Source organism: Nostoc sp. PCC 9305 (assembly GCF_963920915.1).
GTDB lineage: Bacteria > Cyanobacteriota > Cyanobacteriia > Cyanobacteriales > Nostocaceae > Nostoc.
The window spans coordinates 1-18,701 of sequence record NZ_CAWUDN010000065.1 but is presented as its reverse complement, the minus strand read 5'-3'; the positions used below and the strand labels follow the sequence as shown (position 1 = coordinate 18,701).

The following is an 18,701-nucleotide window of genomic DNA, read 5'->3' as shown; positions in this document are numbered from 1 at the left end:
ATAAAACTGCATGGAACTGAAAAATCACTGGTTGGCTGCAAATAAAGTTGCTTTACCACGACTACTACAGTGGGTGAATCTCCGGCCAGAGGAGAGCGAACGCACTCAGATAATGTTTCTTTTTTACACAATTGTCTGTGTAGGATTGCGGTGGGCAGAAGACAGTACGGTGGCGCTGTTTTTGGATGAATATGGAACTCATCTACTGCCGTGGATGTATATTGCTAGTGCGGTAATGAGTGCCGGACTGGTTTTTTTATACTCTTGGCTGCAAAAGATTTTTCCCTTACGTCGGGTAATTGTGGCGATCGCACCTTGCATGTTGATGCCATTAGTTTTATTAGTTGTATTACGTTGGGGATATCATTTTTCCTACCTGGCAGTGATTTCGGCATTTCTGCTGCGGCTGTGGGTAGATGCACTTTATGTGGTCAATGACCTCAACACTTCCATCGTCGCCAACCAAATATTTAATATTCGGGAGATTAAACGGACTTACCCACTGGTGAGTAGTGGTCTTTTGGTAGCAGATGTGATCAGTGGCTTTAGCTTGCCTTGGCTAGTGCAATACACCACGTTGAATAAGATCATCCTCATCGCCTGTATCGTGATTTTATTAGGATCGGCGATTCTATTCTATTTAACTCATCACTATCGAGCCGCTTTCCCTGAAACCCCACAAAGACTAGTTCCCGAACAACAAGCTTCACGAGAGCGTTTCATTAAAAGTCCGCTGAAGCGGTATGTCTGGCAGTTGTTTGCTTTTGTGGGACTGTTGCAAGTTATTGGGTTGTTAATAGATTTTCAGTATCTGCGCGAACTCCAATCCAATTTGAGCGACCGAGAACTTGCGAGCTTTTTGGGTCTTTTTGGTGGGATGTTGGGACTGTGTGAGTTGTTGTTGCAGTGGTTTTTTTCCAGCAGACTCATCGAACGCATGGGGGTATTTTTCACTGCGACGCTTTTACCAATTACCGTCGGCTTTTCACTCCCAGGAGTGCTGGTATTACTGCATTTAATTCCAGCCATGCAATCGCAAAGCTTTTTCTGGGGTTTGATAATTGTCAAATTCTTTGATGAACTTCTGCGCTACACCTTTGTGATGAGTAGCGGCCCCATCCTGTACCAACCGATTCCAGAGGGAATTCGCAGCCGGATGCAGACTTTATCTGGTGGAACTGCCGAAGCGATCGCCACAGGTTTGACAGGAGCGCTAATTTTTGTAACTATCTTGTTTTGTGGGCGATTTGTACCCGAACCACTACAAAAATGGGTGTTGGTAGCAGAAACCATGCTGATAACTGGCACTTGTTTAACAGTAGTTTGGGAATTGCGATCGCGCTATGTGGAACTGTTAGTCTTGAGTGTGGCGCGGGGTCACTTGAGCGCAAGCAATGTCGGCTTGCGATTTTTCAAACAGGGAGTAGTCAAAGCTTTAGCAGAAAAAGGTAGTGAGGCTGATAAACGCTCCTGCATTGAACTTTTAGCCCAAATTGATTCCCAAGGAGCGGCGGAAGTTTTAGCACCGCTACTAGTGAAGTTAACCCCAGATTTGCAGCGCCAAAGTTTGGAAGTGATGCTGATGGGAGGTGTCAATCCGGTTTATTTAGCCGCCATCCGTCCTTTGTTAGAAGAATCTCAAGAAACTAACCCCGAAGTTTTTGCTTTAGCGTTGCGTTACGTTTGGCTGGCGGAACCAAACCCCAATTTAAGCCTCTTAGAAGAATACCTGAACCCCCGGCAGAACTCACTCATCCGCGCCACCGCCGCCGCTTTAGTCTTACGCCAGGGAACGCCCATGCAAAAGGTAGTAGCTACCCAAACTATGCGCCGGATGCTGACTCATAAACAAGAACGGGAACGGGTGAATGGAGTTAGAGCGCTGAGAGAAGCAGTTTATTTGCAGGCGTTGCGGATTCATATCCCGAATTTATTACAAGATGAGTCATTACGGGTGCGCTGTGCCGTATTAGAAATGATTTCAGCCACCCATTTAGAAGAGTACTATTCGGCACTGATTGCAGCACTTTATTACAAATCAACCCGCAGTACAGCCATGTCAGCCCTAGTGCGACTAGAAAATGAAGCTTTAGAAATGCTGTTGCGGTTGGCTACCAATATTTACAAACCAGAAGTAGTGCGGATGTATGCTTGGCGTACCATTGCTCAAGTCGGTACTCAGCAAGCATTGGAGACTTTATGGGAAAACTTGGAAATATCCTGGGGTACTACTAGGGATCATATTCTCCGCAGCTTACTAAAAATCCACAAACAACCAGGAATTAAAGGTTTAGTAGATCGATTTTATGAAAGTCGGGTGGAAAATTTAATTAAGCAGGAATTAAAATTTTTAGGTGAAATTTACGCTGCATACATTGACTTGCAAACACTAGACGAAAAAGAAAATCATCAATCCAATCAAAGAATTGTGATTGTCTCTGAATTATTGCAACGCGCCCTTCTAGAATTAGAATTGGATGTCAAAGAGCGGCTGCTACTATTACTGAAACTGCTTTATTCGCCAGAAAAGATGCAGGCAGCAGCATTCAATCTGCGATCGCTCTCAGTGGTAAACTTAGCGCGGGGGTTAGAAATCTTAGAGCATACCGTAACTTTGTCTTCAAAGTCTTTATTGCTGAATATTTTAGACAACCGACCACAGGCAGAAAAATTACAATATCTTGTTGAAGCCAAGATCGTAGAATATGAGAACATGATAGTTAGCGATCGCCTCCACAGATTGCTGATGTTAGGTAATTTCCTTTCTGACTGGTGTCTAGCTTGCTGTTTCCATTATGCTCAAGTGACACGCATCCGACTGACCAGTTCTGAGATATTAGTGAGTTTGCGTCATCCCACCGGCTTTGTTAGAGAAGCTGCGATCGCATATTTAAATATGGTTTCATATCGCGTTCTCCTGCAAATCCTCCCCCAGTTACAAAAAGATCCACATCCTTTAGTCTCCGCTCAAGTTAAAGAGTTACTCGAAAAATACCAATTCAAAAATTACAATTGAAAAAACCTCCAATCGCTGTAGAAGTAGAATTAATGCCCATTGAAGAAGAATTCAGAAGTCAGAATTCAGGAGTCAGAATGGGCTAAACGCCCCGCTACCGCTAACAGGAGTCAGAATCAAGACGCTCTCTACGAGACGCTAAAAGCGAACGCGGACTCGCTTGCCGCCGGCGCTATCAGTCGGGGATCTGAATCCCCGACTGATTGTTCGCCTTTGGCGTCTCCCCTTGGGAGAAGACCACCAAATTGAAATTTGGTGGGGGTGCAAAAACGCCGATTATTCATCCGCCACTCGTACAGAAAACATTGCTGAATTCTGAATTCTGACTCCTGACTCCTGAATTCTGTTCGATAACTAATGACAAATGACAATTTGTTAACCTGTAAACTGAAGTAAAAATTCAAAGAATATCAGGAATCATGTACGTACTCATCGGTGGAGCAGGCTTAGTGGGGCTAAGTTTAGCGCAAAAACTGGTAGAACTAGGACATACTGTTGCCGTAATTGACATCGATCCTATCGCTTGCCGCTACGCCCGCGAACAAGTAGGAGCAATGGCTTTTGAAGGTAGTGCTGTGAGTACAGAAGTATTGTTAGAAGCGGGGATTCGTAAAGCCGGTTCCTTGGCAGCAGTTCTGAGAAGTGATGCCTTAAACTTGGCAATGGTAACTCTTGCTAAACACTACGGTGTAACCCATATTTTGAGCCGGATGCGCCACCCCGATTTTGCCGAACCATTGCGGATAGCTGGAGCCAACCATATTATCAGTACTGTTGAACTATCAGTTTCAACAATGGTGAATGCCATTGAGTATCCACAAGTGGAATCAATGATGCATTTTGAGCAGGGACAGATTGAAGTTCTGAAACTTTCCATCCCCAACAATTGCTATGTTGCCGGTCGTAGCGTTGCCGAAATTGCTCAAGATCCCCAATTCCCCACAGGTTCGCTAATTATTGGCTATCAATCTCATCCACACGAAGATTTGATGATTCCTAACGGCAGTACAATACTGGAACCTCATTCAACTGTGCTGATTGTGACTAAACCAAGATGCTTACATCAAGTCATTGATTTTATTGAACAAAGATGTTGAGCGCAGTTCCTACCTAAACTGTTTATTAGGTAGGGTTAGCTACACATATAAAAAATTGGTGAGTTTTGATGAAGCCGTATAGATATATTTATTTAGCGATCGCTGTTATTATTCTTGCATCTTGTGAATCAACACCCAAGTCACAACCCAATGCCATTCCAGCAACCCCATTGCAAAAAACAGTGACGCTGGATAAGAATTTTAAGATAGCCAGCGGTGAAACTTTATATGTTCCGGTCTACTCTCATATCTATCATCACAATCGCCAAGAGATTTTTGAGTTAGCAGCTACGCTTAGTATTCGGAATACAGATTTGACCAATCCGATTATTATTACTTCTGTGCGCTACTACAACTCAGAAGGGAAACTAATTAAGCAGTATTTAGAGCGCCCTATTCAACTTGATGCGCTGGCTTCGACAGATTTTTTTATCAATAGAAATGACACCAGTGGAGGTTTAGGCGCAAACTTTATTGTCGAGTGGGTAGCCCAAACAGAAATATCCGAACCGATAGTGGAAGCAGTTATGATTGGCACTGATTTTCAACAAGGAATTTCTTTTATCAGTCCTGGTAGGGTAATTAAAAAAGTTAAGTCATAAATTAGAGGCAGTAAGAAGAAAGCATTTACGTAAGGATTCAGCACCCAGAAGTCAGAAGTCAGAAGTCAGAATTTACAGCAGAATTAAGAATACAGAATGGGCTGCACTAACAGGAGTAAAACACACTTTATACCTGGGTAACAGACGAATCGTTGTGTACCTCACTTTCCTTGAAATCTGCTGTAAAAGAAATGCAGTACGATCGGGAAACTTATGTATGAAGTATTCTTCTGATTATTTAACTATTCTGACTCCTGAATTCTTACGCATTTACGTAAGGATTCAAATCTAATATTTAGGAAGCAGAGACGGGCGAGAAAGATAATTATGTATACAAGTTACGGAATGTTTAGTCTGCTAAATTCTTGGGAAATATTAGCTTTGTAACCTTCTTCTAGACATTTTAACTTGACACTATGACATTGGCAGCAATCCCCTACTCGAATTCATTGCCGCACATCCCTGGTTATGCCATTGTTGAGCAACTCTATGCAGGTTCTCAGACAATAGTTTATCGAGCAGTGCAGAAGTCAAGTCAGCGTCCAGTGGTGATTAAACTATTACACCAAGACTACCCTACTTTTAGCGAATTATTACAGTTTCGTAACCAGTATACAATTACCAAAAATCTCAACATTCCTGGCATCGCCCACCCCTACAGCCTAGAAGCCTACGGTAATAGCTATGCCTTGGTAATGGAAGACTTTGGTGGCATTTCCCTACGGGATTATACCCAAAATTATTCCCTGTCGTTACAAGAAATCTTAGAAATTGCCCGACAAATTGCCGATATTCTCCATGATATCTGCCAGCATCGAGTCATCCACAAAGATATCAAACCCGCCAACATTCTGATTCATCCAGAATCGCAACAAGTCAAGCTGATTGACTTCAGCATTGCCTCCCTCCTCCCCCGCGAAACCCAGGAAATTCAAAACCTCAATGTGTTGGAAGGAACCCTTGCCTATCTTTCCCCAGAGCAAACCGGACGAATGAATCGCGGCATTGATTACCGCAGTGATTTCTATGCTTTCGGGGTGACATTGTACGAACTTTTAACTGGACAATTACCCTTTCAGTCCCATGACCCAATGGAGTTAGTACACTGTCATTTAGCCAAGCTCCCACTCGCCCCACACAGCATTAATCCAGAAATTCCCGCGATCGCTTCAGAGATAGTATTGAAGTTGATGGCGAAAAATGCCGAAGATCGGTATCAGAGCGCTTTGGGCTTGAAGCATGACTTAGAATGCTGTCTCAATCAATGGAAAGCAACGGGTAAAATAGAAACCTTTGTCCTGGGACAACGGGATGTGTGCGATCGCTTCATTATCCCCGAAAAACTCTATGGGCGAGAAACAGAAGTTACAACCTTGCTGAAAGCTTTTGAGCGCGTCGCTAATGGCAGTTCAGAAATGATGCTAGTAGCGGGATTTTCCGGGATTGGTAAAACTGCGGCAATCAATGAAGTCCATAAACCGATTGTCAGACAACGCGGTTACTTCATCAAAGGCAAGTACGATCAGTTCCAGCGGAATATTCCCTTCAGTGCCTTTATGCAAGCCTTTCGTGATTTGATGGGACAATTACTGAGTGAGAGTAATGTCCAATTGGCAGCGTGGAAAGCGAAAATTTTGGCGGCTGTGGGTGAAAATGGACAAGCGATCGTTGATGTGATTCCTGAACTAGAGCGAATTATCGGTCAACAGCCGCCACTCCCAGAACTATCTGGTAGTGCTGTCCAAAATCGTTTCAATTTACTCTTTCAGAAATTTATCCAGGTTTTCACTACCCCAGAGCATCCTCTGGTGATGTTTCTAGATGACTTGCAATGGGCAGATTCGGCTTCTCTGAACTTACTGCAATTATTGATGAGTGAAGCCAGTTCTGGATATTTACTTATTCTGGGTGCTTATCGAGATAATGAAGTTTTTCCGACTCATCCGTTGATACTGACGCTGGAACAGATTCAGCAAGCCCAAGCTACCGTCAATACGATTACCCTGGAACCCTTGGTAGAAATAACAGTGAATCAGTTGGTGGCAGACACCTTGAGTTGTCCCAAGGAACTGGCTCAACCCCTGACGCAATTGATATATCAGAAAACCAAAGGGAATCCGTTTTTTACAACGCAGTTTCTCAAAGCACTGCACGAGGAAGGTTGGGTTCAGTTCCAGCCAGAACTGGGTTACTGGCAATGTGACTTGGCTTCGGTGCGGCAGTTGGCATTGACTGATGGAGTGGTAGAGTTCATGGCATTGCAGTTGCAGAAACTTCCAATGGAGACACAGGAGGTTTTGAAACTGGCGGCTTGTATTGGCAACCAATTTGATTTGAAGACCTTGGCAAGGGTCTCTGAAACATCATTTGTTGATATGGCGACCAACCTATGGACGGCGTTACAAGAAGGGCTGATTCTCCCCATTTGTGAAACCTACAAGTTCTTCCAATCAAATGACTCAGACAACATCGATCGCGGTGGTGAGATTGTCGTTTCTTATAAATTCTTGCACGATCGCGTCCAACAAGCTGCCTACAGTCTGATTCCAGAAGATCAAAAACAGTCTACCCACTTCAAAATTGGGCAACAACTGTGGGCAAATACGCCTGAAGCAGAGCGAGAAGGGAAAATTTTTGAAATTGTCAATCAATTAAATTACGGTCTGAGATTGACGGCTCACAAAACTTCTCCTGACGAAATCTCCAGGCTGCAAGAATTGGATCGAGTTCAACGCCATGAACTGGCTCAACTGAACCTGCAAGCAGGACAAAAAGCTAAGGCTGCAACCGCCTATGAAACGGCAAGTAAATACTTCACAGCAGGGCTGGCAGCACTCCCAGAAAACGGGTGGGAAGATCATTACGACTTGACCCTTGCCCTTTATACAGAAGCGGCTGAAATTGAGTACCTGACTACCCATTTCGAGGAAGCAGAACAGCTTTCAGAAATTGTTCTTCAGCACGCTCAGGATTTGCTGCAAAAGGTGAAGATGTATGAAATCAAAATCTATTTCTACATTGCTCAAAATCAAATGCTGGCAGCGATCGACATCTGTCTACAAGTGCTGGAGTTTTTGGGTGAACCGCTGTTTAAAGAACCGCCACAGGAGTTAGCGATAGAGGATTTAATGAACCTGCCAGAGATGCTCGATCCGCACAAGTTGGCAGCTATGCGAATTGCGATCGCAATGGTTACTCCCAGCCTGAACGCTAAACCAGATATGTTACCACTGATTGCTTACACACTAGTGAACCTATCGATTCAATTTGGCAACTCGGCATTTTCGGCATTTGGCTACACCTTTTATGGTCTGGTTTTATGTGGTAGCCCAACCGGAATTGAAAGAGGCTATCGGTTTGGACAATTAGGATTAAAATTGCTGGAGCGCTTCAATGACAGGAAATTGTATGCAAAAGTGATTAACATTTTTGATGTGTTTGTGCGGCACTGGCGGGAACCCGCTCGCAAAACGATCGCTCCCCTACGTGAAGCGATTCAGGTTGGATTAGAAATGGGTGATGTAGAGTATGCTTGCTACAACGCCACCTCCTACTGCAACTATCTTTTCTTCGTCGGCGAAACACTGGAGCGGGTGAATCAGCAACAGCAAAAATACATCGATCTGTTATTGAAATTCAAACAAGAGTATCAAATTTACTTCGGGCAGATTTGTCGTCAGCTCGTGTTGAATTTGATGGGAGCAGCAGAAGATCCCCTAATACTCGTTGGGGAGAGTTTCGACGAGCGGAAAATGCTGCCGATTTTAATTGAAACTCAAAACGGAACTCTCCTGTTCTTGCTCCATCTGGCAAAGACGATTCTTCTGCTCATCTTTCAGGACTATCAGCAGGCACTCATCCATGCTGAAGAAGCCGAAAAATACCAGGGAAACATGGTTGGTTTCTTGCAGTTTGCAGAACATAATTTCTACTACTCCCTTGCTCTCCTGGCTAAGTGTTCAAATGGCAATGAGGCAGAGCAACAATGGGCACTAGAAAAAGTTGTAGAAAACCAGAAATTGATGAGTCAGTGGGCGTTCCACGCTCCCGCCAATCATCAACACAAATACGATTTAGTCGAAGCAGAGCGGGCAAAAATTTTGGGTCATTTAGAAGCGATGACTTACTATGACAAAGCCATTCAGGGGGCAAAAGAAAACGGCTATATCCAAGAAGAAGCACTCAGCAATGAGCTAGCTGCCAAATTCTACCTAGCTTGGGGCAAAGAGAAGCTGTCCGCAGACTATATGCAACAAGCCTACTATTGCTACGCCCATTGGGGTGCAAAGGCGAAAATCGCCGATTTAGAACAACAATATCCGCAACTACTAACAGCCATTCTCCAACCGCCTAATCTTGCCATCACATCTACGGCAACCATCCCCTTAACTTTGATGAGAGGTGTAACTAAAAGCTCTAGTAACCAAAATTTATACTTAGATTTGCAAGCGGTGATGAAAGCCGCCCAAGCCATCTCTCAAGAAATTGAATTAGAGAAACTGTTGGCAACCTTAATGCAGATCGCGATCGCCAATGCTGGCGCCCAAATCGGTCATTTAGTTCTTTGCCAAGAGGAACAATGGTTAGTTGTAGCTCAAGGCGATCGACAACTGGTAAAAACCTTAGAAATTCCCCTGGAGCAATACCCAGAAATTCCCCAAAGTTTGATTTATGCAGTCGCAAGAACTCAAGAGACAGCTGTGTTTGAAGACTTGAGTACAGCAGTGCAATTTGCTAGCGATCGCTACATTATCACTCACCAGCCCAAATCTGTTTTATGTACTCCCATTAGTCGCCAAGGAAAACTCAGCGGTATTTTGTACTTAGAGAACAACTTAACTTTAGGCGCTTTTACTAGCGATCGCATCGAGATTCTCCAACTTCTAACTAGCCAAGCCGCCATCTCTGTGGAAAATGCCCGTCTATATCAACAAACCGAAAACTATTCTTGCACCCTAGAAGCAGAAGTAAAACACAAAACCCAAGCTCTCAACCAAAAAGCCCAAGATTTAGAGCAAACCTTGAAAAAATTGCAGCAAACTCAAGGACAATTAATTCATAGCGAGAAAATGTCATCCCTCGGTCAATTGGTAGCTGGTATTGCTCACGAAATTAACAATCCAGTGAATTTTATCAAGGGTAATCTCATCCATACAGAAAATTATGTCGCAGACATGATGAGTTTGCTGATGCTTTATGAGCAGGAATATCCCCAACCTAATCCAGCTATTAAAGCGATGAAGCAGGAAATTGAGCTTGATTTTCTGTTTGAGGATGCCAATCAAACCTTAGAATCTATGAAAGTGGGTAGCGATCGCATCAGCAAAATTGTCCAGAGTTTACGCAACTTTGTTCGCTTAGATGAAGCCGAAATCAAAGCTGTAGATTTACACAGTGGTATTGAAAGTACGCTGTTAATTTTGCAACATCGCTTACAAGCTTCTGAAAATCAACCCGAAGTGCGCGTCATTAAGGAGTATGGCGATCTACCTTTAGTTACTTGCTATCCTAGCCAGTTGAATCAAGTCTTCCTGAATATTATTAACAATGCCATTGATGCGATTCGAGATAATCCCCAAAGCAGCGAACATCCAGAAATTCGGATTCGTACTGGAGTGATAGATCGTGAATGGTTACGAATTGCGATCGCTAATACAGATAGTGTGATTCCTGTGAGCCTGCATGAGCGGATTTTTGAACCGTTTTTTACTACAAAGCCCGTTGGTCGCGGTCAAGGTTTGGGGTTATTTGTTAGCTACTCTATTATCCAACAACATCGCGGTACTTTAACTGTGCGTTCTCAGCCCACTGAGGGAACTGAATTTGAGATTGTTCTCCCTATCTATTGAACAATTACAGCGTTTTTCAGGTAAATGAAGTACACACGTAGGGGCACAGCACTGCTGTGCCCTTGGGATCATCTATACCTCACGCCTGTTGCAATCTGCTGTAATTTTTACGAAATGCCTACTCTGCTTTCATTTCCTTAAATTCATACCAAGTAGAAACTTTTCCTTGTGACTAGCCAATTTAAGTATTTACAAATAAAATTATAGGACTCGTATTTGATTTTTGAAAAAAACTCAGTACACTTTTATTCCTTCTTGCCTGTTCCCCGTTCCCTGTTCCCTCCCTACGCAAATAATTTCAGGAATCAAAGCGGATTCCTATATAGTATTAAAAATTACTAATTTATAATGAAAAATTCTACTGAAAGTTCTCAACAAGACCTCAGTCTACCCAAGATAGAAGTAGACCAGCTGCTTCTGGAATGGCAAGAAAATCCAGCAGTTTACGTAAATGATATATGCATCCATCAGTTGTTTGAATTTCAAGTAGAAAAAACACCTGAGCAAATTGCAGTCATTTTTGAAGACAAACAAGTTTCTTATCAAGAACTTAACCAACAAGCTAATCAACTAGCGCACTATTTACAGACCCTGAATGTTAAACCTGAGGTTCTGGTTGGCATTTTCCTGGAGCGATCGCTGGAAATGATTGTTGGACTATTAGCCATCCTCAAAGCAGGCGGAGCTTATGTCCCCTTAGATCCAGCTTATCCCTCAGAGCGCCTAGCTTTAATGCTAGAGGACTCACAGTTATCAATACTGCTGACACAACAAAATTTACTTTCAAAGCTGCCAGAGCATCAGGCCCGTATAGTTTGTCTAGATAGCGATCGGGAGGCAATTACTCAACAAAACCAGGAGAATCTGACCAGTCTAGTTACAGATAAAAACCTGTCTTATGTAATTTACACCTCCGGTTCGACTGGTAAACCGAAAGGGGTAGCTATTGAACATCACAGCACAGTCGCTCTGTTGCATTGGGCCAGAGAAGTTTTTACAACAGAGGATCTAGCTGGAGTGCTGGCTGCAACATCTATTTGCTTCGATCTCTCAGTTTTTGAAATATTTGTTCCCCTCAGTTGGGGTGGTAAGGTGATTTTGGCAGAAAATGCCTTGTATTTACCTACCTTACTTGCTGCTCAAGAAGTCACTCTAATTAATACAGTGCCATCTGCGATCGCAGAGTTACTGAGAATTCAAGGTATACCCGCTTCTGTTCGCATCGTTAACTTAGCAGGTGAACCTCTGCAAAATCGTTTGGTGCAGCAGATATATACGTTGGACAATATTCAAAAAGTCTTTAATCTATACGGCCCTACGGAAGATACAACCTATTCCACATTTGCCTTGGTAAAGAAAGGTGACAGCATCGTCACCATTGGTCGTGCGATCGCCAACACATACTGTCTTCTGTTGGACGAACAAATGCAGATAGTACCCGCAGGTGTTTCTGGAGAACTATACATTGGCGGCGAGGGACTAGCCAGAGGCTATCTCAACCGTCCAGAACTGACAGACCGGCGATTTATCCCCAGCCCATTCAACAATTCAAAATTATATAAAACTGGGGATTTAGCTCGCTACTTACCAGACGGCAACATTGAGTATATTGGGCGCATTGACCAACAAGTAAAGATTCGCGGCTTCCGTATTGAGCTAGGAGAAATTGAAACTGCACTGTGGCAACATCCTGATGTGCAAGAAGTTGTAGTGATTGCTAAAGAATTTTCCCCTGGCGACCAACGCCTAATAGCTTACGTAGTTCTCAAACCCGAATCACTAGACAAGAATGTTGGTAATTTACGCCGTTTTCTCAAACAGAAATTGCCTGACTACATGATCCCTTCTCGCTTTGTGCAATTGAATGCTTTACCCTTAACAGCTAACGGAAAAATCGATCGTAAAGCGCTCCCAGCACCCGTTAAAACTTTGAATGCAAATGAGAATTTTGTTGCTCCTCGCACTCCTATTGAGGAACGAGTAGCAGAAATTTGGTCTAATGTATTGAGTCTAAAAAAGATTGGCGTTCATGACAATTTCTTAGAGTTGGGAGGACATTCCTTACTAGCCTTTCAAATCCTCTGCCGTATCCGCGATATCTTTCAAGTTGAGTTGCCAATGCGGCATTTCTTTGAAGCGCCCACCATCTCTGAAATAGCTGACAGCATTATACAAGCACAACAGGAAGACAGAGGATATTCTGTTGTGCCAATACAATCCATTGAGCGCGATGGCGATTTACCACTTTCCTTTGGGCAAGAACGGTTGTGGTTTCTTAACGAGTTAGTACCCAACCATGCTTTTTACAATGTTTCCGAAGCCTTTTGCCTCAGAGGTGTACTCAACGCCACAATATTAGAACAGAGTTTGAATGAAATTATCAACCGTCATGAAATCCTGCGAACTACCTATTCAAGTTTGAACGGACAACCCATACAGGTCATCCACTCAACTTTTCCCATCAAACTCTTAGTGGTGAATCTCCAAGGGCTGTCTCCAGACGATCGGGAATCTCAAGTCCGCCAGCTCATCCTTGAAGAAGCCCAACATCCTTTCGATTTAGTTCAAGGGCCATTGCTGCGAACAACATTGCTGCAATTGAGTTCAGAGGAACATATATTTCTCCTCAACCTGCACCATATTCTTTGTGATGATTGGTCTTTAAGTGTTTTCTTCGAGGAACTGTCAGCTCTGTATCAAGCTTTTTCTACAGGAAACCCCTCTCCTCTTCCTGACTTAGCTATTCAGTATGCAGACTTTGCAGCTTGGCAACGGCAGTGGTTGCAAGGTGAAATTTTAGATAATAGGCTTGCATATTGGCAGCAACATTTGAGCGGCAGTCTACCCATATTAGAATTGCCCACCGATTATCCACGAGCATTAGAGCCAACATATCAGGGGGCGCGTCAATCGGTCGTTATCTCCAAATCTCTAACAGATGCCCTCAATGTTCTCTCGCGGCAAGAGGGTACTACCTTGTTTATGACCTTGTTGGCAGCATTCCAGACACTCCTATTTCGCTACACAGGGCAAGAAGACATTTTAGTAGGTGCTCCGATTAGCAACCGCCATCGTTCTGAATTAGAAGGACTAATTGGGTTTTTGCTTAATACTTTGGTATTGCGAACCAACTTGTCTGATTCCCCAAGTTTCCGGCAGTTGTTAAGCCGAGTCCGGGAAGTAGCTTTATCGGGTTATACCTACCAAGACCTACCATTTGAGAAGCTAGTTGATGCCCTACAGATCGAGCGGGGCTTGAACCAAAATCCACTGATTTCAGTGATGTTTAATCTTCAGAATACCCCAACGCCTAAGCTGACTGCTCCCGGATTGACAATGAACCGTCTGGAAATTGATAACGGGACATCCAAGTTCGATCTATACCTCGAACTGCGCGAGACAGCCGCAGGGATATCGGGCAACTTGGAATATAATACTGACCTATTTAAAGCTGAGACGATCGCTCTGATGGTGGAAAATTTTTCTACTCTAGTACAGAGTATTGTCTCTAATCCAGACCAGACAATTTCCAACTTACCCCTATTAACATTCCCTGGCGATCGGCAAACTAAGCAGATATACAACGGCAATATAGATATTCGCAGTCTACCAGAGCCTGAAATGGATAGAAGCGATTTAGAAGCAGCATTTGTTGCACCTCGTACCCCGATTGAGTCACAAATGGCTGAAATTTGGAGCCGAGTTCTAGCGATCGCAGAAGTTGGGATTCACGATAATTTCTTTGAGCTTGGCGGTAATTCCCTGCTAGCATCTCAGTTGATTTTTTTTGTGAGAGAAACCTTTCAAGTAGATTTACCCATAAAAAGCCTGTTTGAGAAATCCACTATAGAAGCGCTGGCTCAGGTAATAGAGACAGTGCGTCGAGATGGCGCTTCTTCTTTAACCAGTGCCATCGATCTAAAATCTGAGGTAGTACTCGATCCCGCGATCGATGCTCAAGGAAGGCCTGTTGCTCAGGTCAATGAATTGCGTCATATTTTTCTCACAGGAGCTACAGGCTTTTTGGGGGCTTTTTTACTTGATGAACTCCTACATCAAACTCAAGCAAAAATATACTGCCTGGTGCGCTCCTCGAACGAGCATGAAGGGTTAAAAAAGATTCAACAAAACCTAGAAAAATATTCTCTTCATCACCCAAATTTTAGCTCTTATGTGATTGCGATTCCGGGAGACTTAGAACAGCTATACTTGGGTCTTTCTAGCGAACAGTTTGAAAAGCTGGCTCTGCAAATTGATACTATTTATCACAGTGCTGCCCAAATCAATTTTGCTAAACCATACTCTGTAATCAAAGAATCCAATGTTCTTGGAACTCAAGAAGTTCTCAGATTAGCTTGTATGGGCAAAATTAAACCAATGCATTATATTTCTACCATTGCTGTTTTTGGTGCAATCAGCCATTTTACAGGACAAAAAGTAGTTTATGAAGATGACAATATTGAGTCTTGTAAAGACTATGTTGCTCTGGATCTTGGCTATGCTCAAACCAAATGGGTGGCCGAAAATCTTGTATGGGTTGCCAAGTCTAGGGGAATACCTGTTAGCATCTACAGAACAGGATTTCTCATGGGACATAGCAGTACAGGTATTGCTCATACAAAAGATGCTTTTGTGCCGAGAATTATTAAAGGATGCATACAGCTTGGTAGTTATCCAGAACTCATAGATCAAAAAGAAGAATTGATTCCTGTAGATTACGCCACCAGAGCAATTGTCCATTTATCCAAAAAGCAAGAATCTCTAGGAAAAGCTTTCCATATAGTACCGCCACCAGACCAAAATATTGGACTCATCGAGCTTTTTGAGTTTATTTGTTCCTATGGTTACAAACTCAAGAAGTTACCATATACTCAGTGGAAAGATGAGCTAATTGCAAATTTCAGGCACTCTCAGGAAAATGTTTTACATCCGCTTTTACCGATGATGTCTGAAAAAGTCTATCAAAATTCTTTGACAATCATGGAATTGTATCAAAATACAGTTGATTATGATTATCAAAATACCCTCAATGGATTAGCAGATTCTGCAATTGTTTGTCCATCAATGGATGTTAAACTCTTAGATAAATACTTATCATATTTCGTTAGTAGTGGTTTCTTAAATTCACCACCTTAAAGAATTCAGGAGTCAGGAGTCAGGAGTCAGAATCAAGACGTGAATTCTGTATGACTGGCGGATAGCGCAGCGTAAAGCCTTCTCTACAAGAGGCTTGTCTGCGACACGCACTCGCGTTCGCCAACGGCATGGCAACTCTTAGAGATTAGAGCGAGTCTTGTCTGCGACACGCTACGCGAACGAGCGTCTGAATAAGTGGGTTTAAGTCCCCCACCAAATTTTTAATTTGATGGTCAACAAGAAAGTGGCGGGTCTAAATCCCCCACTAAATTGATTCTGAATTCTGAATTCTGAATTCTGAATTCTGTTTTAATCATCTTCTAATTTCAGTAATTGTTCATCAAGAATTTGTATCCGCCCGCGCACAATTTCTTCTGAGAGAATTCGCTTCCGCATTGCCTCATTGAGCGCTCCTTTTTCTGCCAGCAGTAAACGTCGGCGAATAGCTTCAAGTTTACTGCTCTTGCCACTTCCACCTTCCACCTGATCGGGGCGACGATTATATAATTCCCGCAGTGTCTTTTCTGCACCGGCAATTCGTACCTGATAAGCTGAACGCATCTCTTCATAAACGGCTTTTGGTAATACCCCTGATTTCAACAGGCTATCTAATTCATCTTGTGCCGCCTTACCCGTCATCAACTGGGCTTGCAACTCTTCAACCTGTTGTTGAACTTCGGAAAATTTAGATAATTTTAAGCGTTTTACCACCCAAGGCAAACTTAAACCCTGTCCCACTAACGAAACCAGCACACAGCCGAAGACTATAGCTATCAGGACTTCTCGCCCTGGCAGTGTTGTAGGTAAACTCAATGCCAGAGCCATTGAGAGCGAACCTTTAATGTTGCCTAAAAACAGTAAATGTTGCCAGCGCAACGGAATTGGGCGGTCAATCCAACGAACTACTGCTAGCAGTGGATACACCGTAAGAACTCGCCCGATTTGATAAGCCAAAACTGCAAGTAGAATTGCAGGTAAAGTTTTCCAGAGCGTTACCAAATTTATTTCTACACCAATCAATAGAAAAATAAAGGTGTTGACAGTAAAACTGGCATATTCCCAGAAACTCAACAAGGTGATGCGGCTAGAAGCAGAAGTATTGCGAGAAAGCCCTAAATTGCCAAAAATCAATCCAGCGACAACTACGGCCACAGGGCCTGATACACCGAGAAATTGCCCAACCTGAAAAGTTCCTAATGCAACTGCGACTGTCAGCAAAAGACTGCTAAGAGCATCATCTAAACGGGCAAATACAGGTATACTCAAGTAGCCCAAAACTAACCCGACAACGCAGCCTCCTAGAGAGATAAATAGCAGTTGTTGGATTCCCTCTACAAATGTGAGTGAGCCTGTTGAATATACTTGCACGATCAGGTTGAAGGAAACTAGGGCAGCAGCGTCATTGAATAGGGTTTCTCCTTCAACAATGGTGGAAAGCCTCGAGGGTACTGGTATATCCTTAAAGACGGCAATCATGGAAACAGTATCAGTGTTTGCCAGAATTACTCCGACAAATAATGCAGGTATCCAATCCAGTCCCAGGACAAATTTCAACAGGACGGCAATAATCGCACTGGAAATCACAGCCCCTGGCCCAGCTAGTAGGGCAATTGGTTTAAAGGTGCTGCGGAGGCGGCTGACATCTGTATTAATACCAGCTTCAAAGATCAGAATTGGCAAGAAAAGATTCAAAACAAGGGTTGGATTTAAACCAATCCGACGAGACAATAACTCAGTGATGGGCAAACCTGCTAATACTAAACCCGTAACATAAGGAATTCCCAACCGTCGGGATAGCAAAGCTACTCCTGTAGCCACAACCAAGAGAATAATTGAAACTTTGACTAATTCGGTAACATCCACTATTGCGTTTTAAAGAGTTAGTTTGACTTGACTGATAGATTCTCTCTTCATTCATGCCAAATTAGCAAGTTCAGCGTGTGGGTTCAGAACTTCTAATTTCGTCAACTTGACCAACTTCAAAAATTAGCGTGAATGCTTGCCCCATCTCTTGTTTGATAAATGCTTCTAATAATTCTACTTGCCGAGGTGTGACAGGTTCTCTTGCCCGGACGCTCAAACGGACTTCTGGCGGATTTGTCAACCAATTGGTATTACTGTTAAGCAATTGCAAGCGTCCAAAGGTGACAGTTCGATTCAACAATGCCCGTCTGAGACTGCTTTCTAGTTGTGCTTGTCGTACAAGTCGGGCAAAGCTGACTCCCAAGGGAATTACCAGGATAGCTGTCAATGCCATAGTCCAAATTAAGGGTTGACGCGCCCGCGCCATTGAAGTGTAACCTGCTACCAAGAATGTCACCATACAGGAGAGGGCAATACCTAATAAGTTGGTGAGATAAAGTAGGGTTGCTCCGAAACTAAGTGACCAATTTCCTTGTGCCAAGCCTAAGCCAATTACACAAATGGGAGGCATGAGGGCAACAGCGATCGCAGTTCCCGCTAAACTACCAGAGATTTTCGTCTCAACTTTCGCGTAGCCACTAATACCACCAGCCGCTACCGCAATTCCCAAATCTAACAGCGTTGGTCTCGATCGAGCTAACACTTCACTACCATAGCTGGGCAATCGCACCAGCAAACCTAGAGTAAAGGCGATCGCCACAGCTAGTATCGTCCCCAATAGTACAGCAATCACACCCTTGCGGAACAAAGTAATATCTGCTTGCAAAGCACCAAAAGCTAAACCCCGAATCGGCAACATTAGAGGGGCAATAATCATCGCGCCAATAATCACGGCTGCACTGTTAGACAATAAACCTAAAGTAGCGATCGCACAGGAGCTAATAATCAAAATTATGTAAGCTGAGTCTAGGGTAGATTCTACCAGCAAGTCTGTTTGTAGCTGTTGAAATTGTTCCGGCTGCAAACTCCGGCGGCGGAAATTTTTAAACCGGTCTCGAATGTTATTACCCAAGACCTTCCTCCTAACTGGAGTTTAGACTAAGCCATACAAAATGACCCAGCAGGGCTGAGTTAATCA

7 protein-coding genes are annotated in these 18,701 nt (G+C 43.3%); 5 read left to right on the top strand and 2 right to left on the bottom strand.

Going from position 1 to position 18,701, the window contains the following annotated elements:
- Positions 1 to 10 precede the first annotated feature (10 nt).
- The 5 genes from ACM0OX_RS22535 to ACM0OX_RS22515 all read left to right on the top strand — a co-directional run bounded on the left by ACM0OX_RS22535 (position 11) and on the right by ACM0OX_RS22515 (position 15,700).
- Complete coding sequence (locus ACM0OX_RS22535; protein ID WP_414517214.1) at positions 11 to 3,016, top strand: MFS transporter; 3,006 nt, start codon at positions 11 to 13, stop codon at positions 3,014 to 3,016.
- Positions 3,017 to 3,435: 419 nt separating this feature from the next.
- Positions 3,436 to 4,113, top strand: coding sequence for a potassium channel family protein (locus tag ACM0OX_RS22530; protein WP_094352965.1), 678 nt, complete (start codon positions 3,436 to 3,438; stop codon positions 4,111 to 4,113).
- A 68-nt stretch (positions 4,114 to 4,181) separates the two neighbouring features.
- Positions 4,182 to 4,715 (top strand): DUF3124 domain-containing protein, encoded by a 534-nt coding sequence (locus ACM0OX_RS22525; protein WP_414517212.1) that lies wholly within the window; start codon positions 4,182 to 4,184, stop codon positions 4,713 to 4,715.
- Between the two features lie 416 nt (positions 4,716 to 5,131).
- Positions 5,132 to 10,564 carry an AAA family ATPase gene (locus ACM0OX_RS22520; RefSeq protein WP_414517211.1) on the top strand — a complete coding sequence of 1,811 codons (5,433 nt, stop codon included), beginning with the start codon at positions 5,132 to 5,134 and terminating at the stop codon, positions 10,562 to 10,564.
- A gap of 348 nt (positions 10,565 to 10,912) precedes the next feature.
- Positions 10,913 to 15,700, top strand: a complete 4,788-nt coding sequence (locus ACM0OX_RS22515; protein ID WP_414517210.1) for an amino acid adenylation domain-containing protein — start codon at positions 10,913 to 10,915, stop codon at positions 15,698 to 15,700.
- A gap of 309 nt (positions 15,701 to 16,009) precedes the next feature.
- Here the strand turns inward: ACM0OX_RS22515 and ACM0OX_RS22510 are convergent, their stop codons facing one another.
- Both ACM0OX_RS22510 and ACM0OX_RS22505 read right to left on the bottom strand, forming a co-directional pair.
- On the bottom strand, positions 16,010 to 17,563 hold the full coding sequence (locus ACM0OX_RS22510) for a cation:proton antiporter (protein WP_414517209.1): 1,554 nt from the start codon (positions 17,561 to 17,563) through the stop codon (positions 16,010 to 16,012).
- Between the two features lie 70 nt (positions 17,564 to 17,633).
- On the bottom strand, positions 17,634 to 18,635 hold the full coding sequence (locus ACM0OX_RS22505) for a DUF389 domain-containing protein (protein WP_414517208.1): 1,002 nt from the start codon (positions 18,633 to 18,635) through the stop codon (positions 17,634 to 17,636).
- Positions 18,636 to 18,701: the final 66 nt, after the last annotated feature.